This window comes from Streptomyces sp. S3(2020), assembly GCF_013044505.1.
Lineage (GTDB): Bacteria > Actinomycetota > Actinomycetes > Streptomycetales > Streptomycetaceae > Streptomyces.
Window position 1 is genome coordinate 18,404 of sequence record NZ_JABERD010000108.1, and the last position, 13,845, is coordinate 32,248.

14 protein-coding genes and 2 pseudogenes are annotated in these 13,845 nt (G+C 67.2%); 8 read left to right on the forward strand and 8 right to left on the reverse strand.

The annotated features are described in order from the left end of the window. Positions 1-13 precede the first annotated feature (13 nt). Both HLK59_RS29340 and HLK59_RS29345 read left to right on the forward strand, forming a co-directional pair. A protein-coding gene (locus HLK59_RS29340) for an IS3 family transposase (RefSeq protein WP_171144553.1) occupies positions 14-1,260 on the forward strand; the annotation gives its coding sequence in 2 pieces (ribosomal slippage) (positions 14-356 and positions 356-1,260; 1,248 coding nt in all). 36 nt (positions 1,261-1,296) lie between these two features. Further along, a pseudogene (locus HLK59_RS29345) lies at positions 1,297-1,680 on the forward strand (transcriptional regulator); the annotation flags it as partial. Here HLK59_RS29345 and HLK59_RS29350 read toward each other — a convergent pair. Then, positions 1,661-2,323: an HAD family hydrolase gene (locus tag HLK59_RS29350; protein WP_171144554.1), complete on the reverse strand. Its 663-nt coding sequence runs from the start codon at positions 2,321-2,323 to the stop codon at positions 1,661-1,663. The pseudogene HLK59_RS29345 and the gene HLK59_RS29350 sit on opposite strands and share 20 nt — an antisense overlap. A 280-nt stretch (positions 2,324-2,603) precedes the next feature. Between HLK59_RS29350 and HLK59_RS29355 the strand changes: the two genes are divergently transcribed. From HLK59_RS29355 to HLK59_RS29365, 3 genes and pseudogenes are all read left to right on the forward strand, one after another. Continuing rightward, on the forward strand, positions 2,604-3,101 hold the full coding sequence (locus tag HLK59_RS29355) for an RICIN domain-containing protein (protein ID WP_171144555.1): 498 nt from the start codon (positions 2,604-2,606) through the stop codon (positions 3,099-3,101). Positions 3,102-3,492: 391 nt separating this feature from the next. Next, positions 3,493-4,637, forward strand: a pseudogene (locus tag HLK59_RS29360) (IS3 family transposase). A gap of 191 nt (positions 4,638-4,828) precedes the next feature. After that, positions 4,829-5,017, forward strand: a complete 189-nt coding sequence (locus HLK59_RS29365) for a hypothetical protein (protein WP_171144556.1) — start codon at positions 4,829-4,831, stop codon at positions 5,015-5,017. Between the two features lie 507 nt (positions 5,018-5,524). Here HLK59_RS29365 and HLK59_RS29370 read toward each other — a convergent pair. Beyond that, positions 5,525-6,148, reverse strand: coding sequence for a transposase (locus tag HLK59_RS29370; protein WP_171144557.1), 624 nt, complete (start codon positions 6,146-6,148; stop codon positions 5,525-5,527). After that, on the reverse strand, positions 6,112-6,660 hold the full coding sequence (locus HLK59_RS29375; protein ID WP_171144558.1) for a helix-turn-helix domain-containing protein: 549 nt from the start codon (positions 6,658-6,660) through the stop codon (positions 6,112-6,114). Before HLK59_RS29375 ends, HLK59_RS29370 begins: the two co-directional genes overlap by 37 nt. Before the next feature lie 268 nt (positions 6,661-6,928). On the opposite strand from HLK59_RS29375, the gene HLK59_RS51310 reads away from it, so the two are divergent. Then, a complete protein-coding gene (locus tag HLK59_RS51310; protein ID WP_240982707.1) occupies positions 6,929-7,837 on the forward strand; it encodes a hypothetical protein in 909 nt (302 codons plus the stop codon). Here the strand turns inward: HLK59_RS51310 and HLK59_RS29385 are convergent. Together HLK59_RS29385 and HLK59_RS29390 are read right to left on the reverse strand one after the other, a co-directional pair. Continuing rightward, positions 7,821-8,063, reverse strand: a complete 243-nt coding sequence (locus HLK59_RS29385) for a hypothetical protein (protein ID WP_171144559.1) — start codon at positions 8,061-8,063, stop codon at positions 7,821-7,823. The genes HLK59_RS51310 and HLK59_RS29385 overlap by 17 nt on opposite strands. Positions 8,064-8,141: 78 nt before the next feature. Continuing rightward, positions 8,142-8,519 (reverse strand): DUF6233 domain-containing protein, encoded by a 378-nt coding sequence (locus HLK59_RS29390; RefSeq protein ID WP_171144560.1) that lies wholly within the window; start codon positions 8,517-8,519, stop codon positions 8,142-8,144. 73 nt (positions 8,520-8,592) lie between these two features. Between HLK59_RS29390 and HLK59_RS29395 the strand changes: the two genes are divergently transcribed. Then, the gene (locus HLK59_RS29395; protein ID WP_171144561.1) at positions 8,593-8,844 is read left to right on the forward strand and encodes a hypothetical protein; all 252 of its coding nucleotides are present in this window, start codon (positions 8,593-8,595) and stop codon (positions 8,842-8,844) included. Next, positions 8,841-9,065 (forward strand): hypothetical protein, encoded by a 225-nt coding sequence (locus tag HLK59_RS29400; RefSeq protein WP_171144562.1) that lies wholly within the window; start codon positions 8,841-8,843, stop codon positions 9,063-9,065. Before HLK59_RS29395 ends, HLK59_RS29400 begins: the two co-directional genes overlap by 4 nt. Positions 9,066-9,595: 530 nt before the next feature. On the opposite strand, the gene HLK59_RS29405 is transcribed toward HLK59_RS29400, so the two are convergent. From HLK59_RS29405 to HLK59_RS29415, 3 genes are all read right to left on the reverse strand, one after another. After that, complete coding sequence (locus HLK59_RS29405; RefSeq protein ID WP_171144563.1) at positions 9,596-10,171, reverse strand: ricin-type beta-trefoil lectin domain protein; 576 nt, start codon at positions 10,169-10,171, stop codon at positions 9,596-9,598. 280 nt (positions 10,172-10,451) lie between these two features. Then, a complete protein-coding gene (locus HLK59_RS29410; RefSeq protein ID WP_171144564.1) occupies positions 10,452-11,339 on the reverse strand; it encodes a replication-relaxation family protein in 888 nt (295 codons plus the stop codon). Positions 11,340-11,547: 208 nt separating this feature from the next. Further along, positions 11,548-13,575 (reverse strand): NACHT domain-containing protein, encoded by a 2,028-nt coding sequence (locus tag HLK59_RS29415; RefSeq protein WP_171144565.1) that lies wholly within the window; start codon positions 13,573-13,575, stop codon positions 11,548-11,550. Positions 13,576-13,845 lie beyond the last annotated feature (270 nt).

Here is a 13,845-nt window from a genome sequence, read left to right on the forward strand (position 1 = left end):
GAGAAGACCGCCGATGGCGATGAAGGACTACTCGGACGAGTTCAAGGCCGATGCCGTGGCCCTGTACGAGTCCACGCCCAGGGCGACATACAAGAGCATCGCCGCAGACCTGGGCATCAACCGGGCCACCCTGCGCGAGTGGGTGCTGCGGGACCGTGAAAGCCGCGGTGCCACCGCCGCTGCCTCCTCTGCGGGCCCGACGCCGACGGCCCGGGCCGGGCGGATGCCGTCGTCCGCCGATCCGGACGAGCGGATCCGGCAGCTGGAGGCCCGCGTGGCCGAACTCGAGGCGAATGAGCGGAAGTTGGCGACCGAGCGGGACATCCTGCGCAAGGCGGCCAAGTATTTCGCCGGGGAGACCAACTGGTGAGTCGCTTCCAGTTCGTCGCCGACCACCGGGACGCCTACGGCGTGAAGCGGCTGTGCGAGGTCCTGGACCTGAACCGGTCCAGCTACTACGCGTGGCTGGCCGGCCAGAAGGCGAGGGCGGCCCGGCAGTGCCAGGACTGGCTCCTGGCCGAGCAGATCCGCGAGATCCACAGCGAGTCCGGCGGCGCTTACGGCTCCCCACGCGTGACCGCCGAGCTCCGCGCGAAGGGTCTGCGGATCAACGAGAAGCGGGTCGCCCGCATCATGCGGACGTTCTGCATCACCGGCATCCGCCTGCGCAGACGCGTCCGCACCACCGTCCCGGACCCGGCAGCATCTCAGGTTCCCGACCTGTTCCAGCGCGACTTCACCGCCACTGAACCCGGCCTGAAATACATGGGCGACATCACCTATCTCCCCCTGGAGAACGGGGAGTTCCTCTATCTCGCGACCGTACTGGACTGCTTCAGCCGCAAGGCCGTCGGCTGGTCCATCGCCGACCACATGCGCACCAGCCTCGTCACCGACGCACTGCAGATGGCGGCTGCGACCCGCAGCGGCCTGGACGGCGCCGTGTTCCACTCCGACCACGGAGCCCAATACGGCTCGAGGGCCTTCGCCGATCTCTGCGAGCGGCTCGGGGTGACCCGGTCGATGGGCGCGGTCGGCACCAGCGCCGACAATGCGGCCTGCGAGAGTTTCCATGCGTCCCTGAAACGCGAGACCCTCCAGGGCGCCCGCCACTACAACGACGCCAACACCTGCCGCAGAACCGTCTTCGCCTGGCTGACCCGCTACAACACCCGCCGCCGGCACTCCGCCAACGGCCACCTCAGCCCCAACGAATACGAACGCCGACACCACACGGCTAAGCTCACGCTCGCCGCGTGATCAACGAAGCGTGTCCACCATCACGGGGGAAGGCCCAGCCCCCAGTGGCTGGACTGGTTCAGCCCGGTCCGGCTGGCGGCGTTCAAGGGCAACACGCAGTTGAAGGCCGGTCACGTGCCTCAGGCGCGCGACACGCTGCTGGGTGTGTTGTCTGCCCTGGAACCGAGTGAGGAGAAGCAACTGACCGTTGTCCTGGGGGACCTCGCTGCAGTCGAGGCGGCCGCGGGCCGGCCGGAAGAGGCCTGCGGGTATGCGCTTCGGGCCCTCGACCAGCTAGAGCGCACCTGGTACGCGACGGGCATGGATCGGGTTCGGGAGGTGCGCCGCACTCTGGCGCCGCACCAGCACGAACGATGTGTACGGGATCTCGACGACCGGTTGTACGGCTGGTCGACGACCGTCAGCGCGCTGAGCCGTTGAAGTTCTTGATCAGTTCGGACAGCTCTGAGAGGCTCTCGACGCGGAACGTCGGGAGCTTTTCGGCTTCCGCGGTCCGCCACTGAATCGTCGCCCACGGACCTCGGTGGACCAGGGCGGTGTGCATCCCCGCGGCCACGGCGGGCCGCAGGTCGTTGTCGACACGGTCGCCGACGTACAGAATCTCGTCGTTGTTGAAGGGGACGACCTTGGCAACACGCCGAAAGAACTCGAGGTCCGGCTTGCTGGCGCCCCAGTCGTCCGAGGTGCCGATCAGGTCGACATCGGTCGAGAACAGCTCCCGCAGGAGCTGGCCGGCTCGGATGGTCTGGTTACCCGCGATGCCCAGCCACAAGCCGTCCGCCCGCAGTTGCGCCAACGTGGGGCGAACATCGTCGTAGAGGTCGTCCTCGCCGAACGACTCCGGTTGCCCAGCGACTGCCCGCTGCTCGCGTTCTTCGTACAGGTCGAAGCCGGGCCTAAACTCCTGGAACACCTCGCGGTAGTCGCGTCCCTGCGCGATGACCGCGCCGAACATCGCGTGGAAGGTGTGCCGGGGCACGTCGAGCCAGTCGGCCCATGTCCCATACTCCCGCGTCTCGTCCACCAGGCACTCACCGACATCGAACACCACTGCACGAATCATGACGGCAGGGTAGCGGGACAGCGCAAAAGATCTCTTTGGGCGGCCCGGGTCGGACGGTGAGACTGTGACCGCTCCCGGCGCCGGGCCCTCGGGGGTCTGCCGGGTGCAGCCGCAGGGCCCGTGCCTCTGAGGCCGTCGCCGTGCGAACTCAGCAGTGATGGCCTGGGACACTCCCAGGACAGATCAGGTTCAGTAAAGGTATCTTCAAAAATCGCTTGGTCAGAGTGACCCAGGCAACCGCCCGACAGGAACACCCACGAAACACAGAAGGGCCTTACCCATGTCCATAAGGATGATCTCGCGAGTCTCCGCGGCCGTCGTCACGGCCGTGTCAGCTTTGACCTTCTCCACCCCAGCCAACGCGGTGGGCTTCTACGGCGAAGTCCGGAACATCGGAACCAACAAGTGCCTGGCTGTTCCCAACTCCAGCAGCGCCAACGGTACTGGCCTGATCCAGTGGACCTGCAACGACAACGGCGATCAGCAGTGGCTGATGGAGAAAGTGCCGGGCGGGAACAATGACCGGTACGTCATCTATGCATGGCCGGGCTCGAAGTGCCTGGCCATGCCCAACTCCAGCACGGCCAACGGCACCCAGGCCATTCAGTGGACCTGTGACCCCACCGACAGCGATCAGATATGGATCCAAGACAGCTGGTATCGACTGCGGAACCTGAACAGTGACAAATGTCTGGCGGTTCCCAACTCCAGCACGGCCAACGGCACCGAGGTCATCCAGTGGACCTGCAATGACAACCTCGACCAGCGGTGGTCCTGAACTTGCTCTCCTACTGACGGACACCATTGGTGTGGCGGTCCGGCTGCGAGTGCGGTCTCGCAGCCGACGGGACCGCGGTAGCCGAGGCAGCTGCGCAAACGGTTGGTTCCGCCGCCGGAGGTGACTGCGCCTCAGAAGCCTTCCGCATACCGTTCGGCGGGCGTGATCAGTCGAACTGGGTTCTGGATCGGGTGATCGCTGCGGTGTCGGCGCATGAAGGAGGGGCCTCTCGGTAGCTCGGAGTTGCGAAGCTCAAGCACCGAGGAGGCCCTCGTCAGCCACTGCACCCCAAAAGTGAGCTGTACTGAGATTTGTGGAGTCTGGTATGCCCCGGTTCTGATGGAGTCGGGTTGCTGGACAATTGACGATCCAGCAGCCTTCGGAGGCCGTGATGCCCCGCAGCTATCCGCCCGAGTTCCGCCGCAAGGTCCTCGATCTCGTCGCATCCGGAAGGAAGGTCGCCGAGGTCGCCAGCCTCCTCGGCATCAGCGACCAGACGATCTATGTCTGGCGCCGCCAACACCTCATTGATACCGGGCAGTTGCCCGGCACGAACAGCAGCGACCTGTCCGAGCTCGCTGCGGCTCGCAAACGCATCGCCGAGCTGGAGACCGAGTTAGCCATCCACCGCCGCGCAGCCGAGCTGCTCGGTGAGGTGACGTCCCCAAAAGGCGGTTCGAAGCCATCCGCGTGATGGCCGGTGAGCACCTGCCGGTGCAGCTGGCCTGCCGGGTGCTGCACGTCGCCGAGTCCGGGTACTACGCCTGGCACAACCGTCCGCCCTCGAACCGCCTGGTCAAGCACGCCTGGCTGACCGAGGCCATCGTGGGCATCCACACCGCCTCCCGCGGCACCTACGGCTCCCGCCGGGTGCACGCCGAGCTCGGTCTGGGCCTGCGTATCCATGTCAGCCACGGCACCGTGGAGCTGCTGATGCAGCGCGCCGGCCTGCACGGCCTGCCCGGCAACCGGCGCCCCCGCGCCAAGCACGTGACCCCATCCGTCGCCGACCTGGTGGAGCGGAACTTCACCCGCCACGCCCGGGACCAGTTGTGGGTCACCGACATCACCGAACACCCCACCTTTGAGGGCAAGGTGTATTGCGCGGTCGTCCTGGACACGTTCTCGCGACGCGTCGTGGGCTGGTCGATCGACGCCTCGCCCACCGCGGCGCTGACCACAAACGCCCTGGCCATAGCCATCGGCAACCGTTCCCCACGCCCGGGCGGCACCATCATCCACTCTGATCACGGAGTGCAGTTCGGGTCCTGGGCGTTCACCCAGCGCGCGAGGGCCTCCGGCCTGCTGCCCTCGATGGGCTCCATCGGGGACTGCGTGGACAACGCGATGATGGAATCCTTCTGGGCCCGCGTCCAGGTCGAGCTCCTCAACCGCAGACGGTGGCGGACCCGGCTGGAGCTGTCCACCGCGCTCTTCGAGTACCTGGAGATCTTCCACAACCGCCAGCGCAGACACTCGGCACTGGACATGCTCAGTCCGGTGGAGTACGAACTCCGCACCCCGCCAGTAGCCTGAAACCAAGCAACTCGACTCCACCCAACTCGGGACAGTCCGGAGCCTCCACCGATCCCGGAGCGGTTCAGTCTGACTTTCTCCGGGGGAACAACGCAGACGTGGGACCTACGCGGTCGCTGACGGGGGAGATTATGGGGCATAGCTCGTACGCTAGAGAAGTCATAGGGCCTGACGACGTCACCTTCTCCGACGTGTGGATCCTTGCCGGGTTCCTGCTCTTCGGGATCGTCGCGTTCGCCTACAACGCCTGGCTCATCAAGAATTCCAAGGAGCGCAGCTTCAAGAAGGGCTGCATTCTGGTCTTTTGTGCTACCGGCTACCTGGGCTTGTTCTTGTACGGATTCGTCTGGGCCTTGATGCACGCCATAGACAACAGCTAAGGGAGCGCTGAGGACGAGTGGCTGCTCTGGCCTGGATCATGCTGTCCAGGCCAGAGCAGCCCGACACTTTGGCGCTGTCTGCATGGTCCAACCTCCTGGTCGGCCGACCAGTTGAGGTTTTCGGCGGATGCACACGGACCGGGTGCTGTACAAGCCAGTCCGGGCGCCCTCTGCCGCCCCGGATCTCTCTCCCGGAGCCGGGCTGCGGCGATGAGATCAGAAACCCAGAGCGAGCCGAACGCGGCCGCTGAGGAGGGAGAGTGTGAGGTATAGCTTTTGCGCTAGAGATGTCGTAGGACCTGACGACGTCACCTTCTCCCATGTGTGGCTCAGTGGCGGTTTCCTGCTTTTCGGGGTTATCGCGTTGGTCTACCACGTCTGGCTTCTCAGGAAGACCGAGGAGCGCAGCTTTACACAGGGCTTCGTAGTGGCCTGGGGCGCCACCATCTATCTGGGCCTGACCCTGTACGCATTCGTCTGGACCTTGGTGCACGCGATAGACAACAGCTAAGCGGCTTGGGTGAAGTTCCTTGCTGAAGCTCGGAGCCGGTTTCGTTGCTGGGTCATGGCCTGGTCGACGGCGGCGCCGAGGGAGTCGGTGGTGGTCTGGGCCCGCTGCGGGTAGTCCTCGTACTTCGCCTGCCGCCAGACCAGCTCGATGTCGTTCAACTCCGGGCTGTATGGCGGTAGATAGAACAGCTCCACCCCGATCTTCGCCAGTTGACGGCGGCGGCCCTTGAACGCCTTGGCCACGTGCGCCGAGGCGTTGTCCAGCACCACCGTGCACGGCCTGCGCCGTTCCCAGACCGGCATCACATCGATGCCGAGGCCGTCGGCGGCCAGGTCGAGCACGGCTGAGCCACCGCCCAGGCCCGCCAGGTGCACGCAGACGAACTCCAGCAGCGTCCCCGCGTCGATCTTCCCGCAGGTGCGCTGCCACAGGAGGTCCGGCTCAACGCCGACGATCTTGGCGCCGAGTACGTTGACCCGGCGGTTTCTGGTGTCCTCACGCGGCACCACCGCTCGTCGGCCGATGCGTGACCAGGTGTAGCCGGTGGGCATCGTCGGGGCGAAGCCGGACTCGTCCAGGAAGATCAGGTCGCGTTCTCCGGCGCGTGCGGCCTGCCGCAAGGCCGCAAGTCCTCCAGCTGGGCCCGGGCGGCCTGCTGGAGGACGGGGTCGGCCTTGTGCCGCACGCTGTCGCGGGTGCGCTTCCAGCGGAAACCCTCGCGGTGCAGCAGCTCGCACAGCCAGTCCGCAGAGATCTCCACCCCGCGCTCGACTCGCAGCCAGTCGCACAGGGCCGGCGCACTCCACGTGATCCCCGCCTCGGCGGAGACATCGAGCAACTCGGCCAGCGCGGCCCGGTCGTCCGGCCCCAGAAGCCTTGCCGGACGGCCCGGTCGAGGTGCATCGGGCAGCGCCGCGATCCCGCCGCCCGCGAAGCGATGGACAGCGGCACGGACCGTGACCGGATGGCACTCCAACAAGTCGGCGACCTCGGATACGGGCCTGCCGCGGTCCAGGAAACGGATGCACTCGGCACGCTGGCGCGTATAGGCGGTCAAGTCCCTACGGCTCAACAGCGCATGCAGGTCACGGCGCTGATCGTCGGTCAACTCAACGCGGAGGCTCCTCTGCATGACGTCCCTCCCCACGGGACGCCTGCCCAACGCAACCAACTTCACCCGCTCCGCTTAGAAGAGCACTGGCGGTGTGCGGCTGCTCTGGCCCCCGTCTGCGCGCCTGAGACGTGATAGCTCGGCAGAACCACGGGCAATCGTGTCAACACGAGGAACGTGCCCATAAAGCCACATGGGGCCTGCGGTGAGGTACGTAGTGAGTGGGCCTTGGTTGTCGGCGGGGCGTAATTCTCAGCCGAGTGTCAGTGCGCGGGCCTAGGGTTTGACCATGTTCATGCGCGACCGCAGGCGGCGCGATCCGAAGATAGCGGATCCCCAACCGCCCATTGGTGAGGCCCTCAAAGAGGGTGTCCCTGCCTACCTTGAGACGCCCCTGAGGCAGTGGATTTGGGGCATTTTCGGTGATGACGAGGAGAACGCGCAGAGGGTCGCGCTGGACCTGCGGCTGACGGTGCCCCCTGGGCGCATGTACTCACCTGCGCGATTCCTGACCGAGGGGACGTCCCGACACCAGTTGATCGACGTCATCGACTCAATGCTTCGCCTGAGTGCGCCAGCGCCGTCGGATGTGCAGCCCTTCCCGAGCGGCGGCCGACGCAGCTATCTCGGGATCTACGGCCCTAGCTGGCGTGATACGAGCATTGCGGCTCTGCAAGAGATGCTGACCCTCGGGGGCTCCGCTTACCGCGTGAACGAAGCCCGCACTGGCCTGGAACGACGTGTTGACGAAACCGTGCAACGAGCCGCTGGCAGTGCATTGTCCGCGGCTCGAACCCAGACGACAGGGTCAGCTGCCGAGCATCTGGCGAAAGCCTGGCAGTGCGCGTACGGACGCGATCCAGATCCGTCCAAGGCGTACAGCGAAGCGATCAAAGCGGTGGAGTCTGTCTCTCAAGCCCTGATCGAGCCGAAGAACTCCAAGGCGACTCTCGGGACGATGCTGAAGGTGATCGGCCATTCGCCGCAGCGCTTTGCCACGGCGATCTCCGCTACCAACGGAGAGGACATCGTCCTTGTGGCAGACATGATGCGGCGCCTATGGCAGGGCCAGACGTCTCGGCACGGTTCGCAGAACCCCACCCGGCTCGAAACACAGCAGGAAGCAGAGATGGCGGTACACCTGGCCGCCATCCTCGTGCAGTGGTTCGCCGCCGGACTGGTCAGTCGTACGCCGTAGCGATCTGTGCGGGGAGCCCTTGCTCCTGTGGGCGAGTGTTGGTGTAGCGCACGCGTGCGTCCCACTGTGCTTTCGCGTCGGCCATGCACCACGAGCACAGCGGCGAGCCGCCGTTGCCGTACCGGTGGGTTTTGCGCTGGCAGCCGGCGCACAGGCCGACGTGGTTGCCGGAGTAGACCAGCGCGGAGGGGTCGGGTTCGGAGACCGGCGGGGGAGTGGTGGTCATCGGGCGGGTTCCTGTTCCGGGTGATGGGGGTGAATCACCGTGAACGCAGCATAACGACCATGCGGTACAGGTGTTCGATCAGCGCGCCGGGGCGGAGGGCGTGAGCGTGCGGGCGGATAAGTCGAGGATGTGCAGCCGGACGTCGGGCCGGCAGTGGCCGCACCCGGGCAGCCCGGCCGCGAGGAGCCGGCGGGCTTCGCCGCGGCCGACGGCGCGGCGGCGCTTGCCCGCCATGTGGCAGTCGCCGACGTGGATCTGGACGGGCGGGCGGCCGTCTCCGATGCCGAGCTCCACGATCCACTCCGGCGGCGTCGGCCGGTTGCGGCGGCCGTGCTCCTGCTCGCGCTGGCGCTGCTGGACGGCTGCGATCTTCGCGTCGATGCGCTGCAACCAGAAGGCGTGCCAGATCCGCAGTGTCTCCAGCCGGGCAGGATCCTCCGGCAAATCATCGAACATATATTCGATTCTATGTGCAAGCTCTCCAGGGTGTCGCTTGCGCAAGAAATCGAACAGATGTCTCAATGGGGGGATGGAACGCGTAGACCTCCCCGACCTTCCTGACGACTTGGTGTGCCTGCAAGCGGACTGGTACCGCACCTATGACGCGCTCGCCGTGCCGCGTCCGGCCCGGGCGACGGTGCTGCGCCGCCGCCTTTACGTGTTGTCGGTCCGGCTGCGCTGGCACCCGTACTGGTCGCATACCGCCGTCGCGGTGCCCGCGGCCCGCGCGGAACTGCGCCGCCAGGGCCGGGAACTGTGGGTGCTGGAGGGTGCCCGGTGAACCGCCGGCCGGAGCATCTGACCGAGCGTGAGGAAGAGATCCTGTCGCGGATCCGCCGCTCGATCGCTGATCGCGGGGAAGGGCTGTCGGTGCGCGAGCTGGGGGCGGCGGTGGGGCTGAGCAGCACGGCGTCGGTGGTCTACCACTTGAAGAACCTGGAACTGCGGGGCGCCCTGGTCCGCGACGGCCGTGGCTGGCGTACCTGCCGGCTGCCCCGCTAGGCAACCGTCCCGAACAGCGGCACGCCGTTGGTCCCGTCTTCGGCTGCGCCGCCTACCCCGCGGGCAGCACCGGGTCGTTGAGCGGTGCGGCGCGCATCGGTTCGGGCAGCGACCAGACAGGCGAGGGCGAAGACATGCTCAACGCCTTCCACGTTCAGGAGCAGTTCCGGCACAAGCCCTTCGGACGGCCGCGCTCCCGCTGCCGCGGGGCGGTGGCGATGGGCTGGTGCGCAAGGCTGCGGTGCTCGGTTGCGCACACTCCGGCCTGGCTGCGCACTGCTGTGGCCTGCGGTGGTTGGGCTTGTGGTCGGGCCTGCGCATTCCGTGGTCGGGGTTGTGGTCGGGGTCTGCGCACCCCGCGTGGTCGCTGTTTCGGTCGGGGGTGCGCTGGTGCTGTGCACTGCGGGTGGTGAGCGGCGTGTTGCGCAAGCCCGGCTGTTGCGCAGGTGTGTAGGGCCTTCGCTCCTTGCGGGCTGACGGATAACCGGTGGGGGAAGAGGACTACGCCGTCTTCCCCCACCGGAGCCTCGTCAGTAACCCGACTTCCATTTCTGGTAGCCTCCACCGTTCGGCGGGAGGAGATAGACGTCACCGTTGGCGTTGCTGTCCAGGCGTATCGCGTCATGCGTGCCGTTGGCCAGCTCGACCTGGTCCCAGCTCGTGCCTACGCCGGCCCACAGCTGGGTGGGCCGTTCGGGGTCGCAGGCGGCGAGGGAGACGCTGAGGTCGCTGTGGTTCAGGGTCAGACACCAGCCGCTCCAGGGATTTTTGATCCATACGTAGTCGTACGTGCTGGTACCTCGGTAGACCAAGGCCCACTGCTGGCGGACAGATCCACTGCATCCGTCGGTGATCACGCTGGTTGAGATGCCGTTGAGCGACAGGCAGCGGCCGGTCGCCCAGTTGCGCAGGAGGTCCGTCTTGATCACGTCTCCAGGGCTCAACGCGGACGCGGAGCCGGCGTTCAGGAACACCAACCCCATGGACATGGCCACAGCGAGGACCGCCGTCCGTACGCGGCGAGCGAGGCTCCATCTGTCTGGAGTCCGGGTGCGTGACGACGTACCGTCCACGCCCCCCGCGTTCGGCTTTTCCGCGAGCGTCATGCTTCACTCCCTTGTCTTAGGCCTACACAGGTCCCGTGCCGCAGGCCTGGGATGCCTCCCACCGCCTGCAGACCCTCAAGGACTCGACAACTGCTCTTCAGGGCATGGCTGTTGCCCTCGTTCCGCAGTTGTCCCAGCCGCAGCTAAGCATCCGTTGCTTGGCTGCTTGTTGTTGCGATGTTGTCGGCGGATTGCGAACGGCACGCACGCCACGATGGCGGAGGTAGAGGACGGGAACGGTCCTGTACTACGGCGAGAGGCGATTCAGGAACACAGGCATTCAGTCCATCCAGCTGATGGTGTGGTCGGGATCGTGGACCGTATGCCATACGGGTGCTGAAGGCCCGTCTCGGAGCAGGTCGGTCAGCGGGGCCATCAGGATGCGCACCTGCTGGGTGAAGGGCGCCGGTACCAGCTTCCGGGCGGTGGCTTGGAGGGCGTGGATGCGGTTGTTGATGCCGGCGGGGCCGGTGCCGTCCAGGACGAACAGCAGGCGGGGGAAGAGCGGGTAGCGTCGGCGCCAGTTCTCCTCCGGCGGCTGCTCCATGGCCCGTCGGGTCCCGGGCGCCGGCGTGGGAATGTACTCGTACAGCCGGGCGTAGGCGGTGAGTTTCGCGGCCAGGCGCTCGGGCCCCATGGTGGCCCGGTCCACCTCGACGAATGCCCGCAGCATCGACCAGCTCGCACCGTTCTGCTTGCTGCGCCGGTAGTAGAGCAGGGCATCGGGGATGACGGCCTCCCCGCTCCCGAGGGGGTGGTAGACCTCGGGGATCCAGTCCAGCGGCGCACATACGTCCCCGCGGCCACGCGCGTCCTGGAGGAAGGCGAGGCCGGTCTCGGTCACCGTCAGCGCATGCCCGACCCGTAGCCGTGCGGCGGTGCGGTCACCGATCAGCCGCGGCGGTTGCACCTCCCGCAGCTCCGGCCACTCCGAAGCGACCTGTACCCCGTACTGGGTGGCGAACCACACCCGCGTACGCCCCGCCTGAGGCAGCGTGATCCGCTCGATGAGCCCTTCATCGCGCAGCTTGGCCAGCCGGCGCCGGGTCTGCTCGATCCGCACCTCCGGCGCGATCAGCAGATGCATCTGCTCCGTCGTGGTCATCCGGTACTGCGCCAGCACTGCCAACGCCAGCCGGTCCCCGCCACCTGCGTCCACGTTCAGCATCACCCGGAGGTCCTCCTGTACGAGACGGCACCACCGGCGGCGCCGCGCATACGAGACAGGCCAGCAGCCGGCCCCGACCGAAACGCCGACCACCAGGGCCCGACCAGCGTCACGATGCGATAACCCCACCCCCGACCACGCCCACAACCCCACCCACGGACGGAGTTGGGCTACGTGGTGACTTCCAGCGGTGCGACGCCCCCTGTGGTCAGGGCAGGTCTGGTGGTTGGGGGTGTTGGCGGAGCCAGTGCTGGAGTTCGCGGTGGCGGTACTGGTAAGCGGGCCCGCTGTAGCGCATGAGCCCCGCGGTGACGGCCCAGTCCAGAAACACACCGAGCCGGAATGGCAGACGGCGGCGCGAGCAGAGCAGGAACACCACATACCGCCGCGAAGCCTCCGCGCCGATCCCGAGCCCGCATGCGAGCCAGAGGCCGATCACAAGCCCGAGCCAGGGCCCGAACCAGGGCCCGAGTACGAACCCGAGCCAAGGCCCGAGTATGAGCCCGGTTGCGAGCCCAGACACGAGCCCGAGCACGAGCCCGGTCAAGGCGTCTCTCCTCAAGACAGCTCGAGCTCCGAGACTCGTGCCCGGCCTTTGCACAAGCCCGGGCAGAAGCCCCATCGCGAGCCCCATCGTGAGTCCGGTCGTGAGTCCGGCCACGAGTCCAGATGTGAGTCCGGCCAAGAGGCCGAGCAGGAGTGAGCATGAGAGCCCAATTGCGAGTCTTATGCGTAGGTATGGGTCTTTGAAGGGGTTGCCCGGACTCTTGGGGCTTGGAGTTGTGGTGGCAAGACCCCCAGCGATGACGGCAGTGAAGCCGAGAAGGGCGGAGGCACCTGCTGGCAGTTGGGATGGAGTCCAGGCGAGGGGAAGAGGGGTGAGGACGACAAGGAAGGTGAGGAGGGCGTCGGTGGTGCGGACGCGGGTGCGTCCGGCGAGTGGCCATAGTTCGTGCAGGACGAGGTCGGTGGCTTCCGCGCCCGCAGGAGTGGTGCTGGCGGGGGCAAGGTAGGTGGTGAGGTGATGGAGCCAGCGATGGACGTCCTCGGGCGTGTAGCCACGGGGGTTGGGAGCGGTGTGGGTAGCGGCGGGTATGTAGCGGGTCAGTAGGTGCTGGTCCAGGGTGTCGGCGTCGGGGAGGGTGAGGAGTTCGGCGGGGTCGCCGTCACGGTGGTAGACGGTGGCGGTCAGGCACAGCCGCCAGGGCGTGGAGAGCACGGTGGCCAGGAGTCCGCCAGGGTGGGCGGCCAGGTGGTCGGTCAAGGGCTGCCAGCGGGCCGCACGGAGGGCGCGGTCGGTGAGGTAGGTGTGGGCGTCGGTGGCGTCGACAGGGGCGATGGTGATGCGGGCGGCGTCCAGGACTTCGGTGTGCGGGGTCAGGGCGTCGTAGTGGTGGGTGCGGCAGGTCAGGATGAGGGGCCCGGCATCACGGCCCTGTTGGTAGGCGTTGAGGGCTTGTACGACGGTGGTGGCGCGGGGTGCGGCTGGGTCGGGGGAGCGGTCGGGGGCCGGCGGGGCGCGTTCGTCCAGGCCGTCCAGGACCGGCAGCACCAAGCCGTGCTGGACCAGGCCGGCCGCCAGGGCCGTGGGCCAGTCGTAGGCCTCGACCAGCCGTTGCTGCAACAGCTCGGGCAGCGACTGGCGGTCGGTGTCCCACCGGGACAGCGGGATACGCACCGGAACAGGGTCGTCCTCTGCTCGGCCGTCGATGAGGGCCAGCATCAGTTCCAGGGCCAGGACCGTCTTGCCCGCGCCGGCGGCGCCGGTGACGACCAGGCGCAGCGGCTGAGTGGCGCGGTAGTAGGTGACGATGTCGGGCAACGTCACCGGGCCCGAGCCGTCGGTGATCAGGCGTCCGGCGCCCGGCGCCATTGCCGGGCGGACCGCAGCAGGATGCAGGGTGTAGGCGAGGTTGATTCGGCGGGTGTCGTCCCCCAGCAGTTGCCGCCACACTCCGCTCTCCCCGGCCTCGACCTGCTGGGCCAGAGTTGCGGCCCAGCCGCGGGCGAGTTCAGCGTCGTTGCCCTCGATGGGCTTGCGCAGCGCCACCACGGCGACCACCAGCCCGGCTACTCCCAGGGGCAGGCCCAGCAGCCCGGCCGTGTCGGACGGTTCCAGACCACCGTGCATCAGCTGCCGAATCACGTACGCGGCGCTCGCCATGATCGCCAGGGCGCCCAGGGCCCCGATCGCCTGCCATTTACGCCGCTGACGGCGTCCCCCGAGTCCTGCCATCTTCCGATCATCACCACCGCGATCCCACCACGCAGGCGACTTCTCCCACCTGTGACCACGCAGACGAACACCAGGCGGCTACGAGCGCCCGCCTCCGACCGAGGCAAGGTCCTATTGACCGGCGGCCGCAGCTCAGCACGACGCTCACGACGCGACAACCCCGCCGACAACCGTTCATGCACCCTTGGCGCCTGATGGTGTATCCGCAGCTCACCACCCCTGACCAGGCATGGTCTGCAGCCCGACATCCCCCTCTGCACACCCCCACGC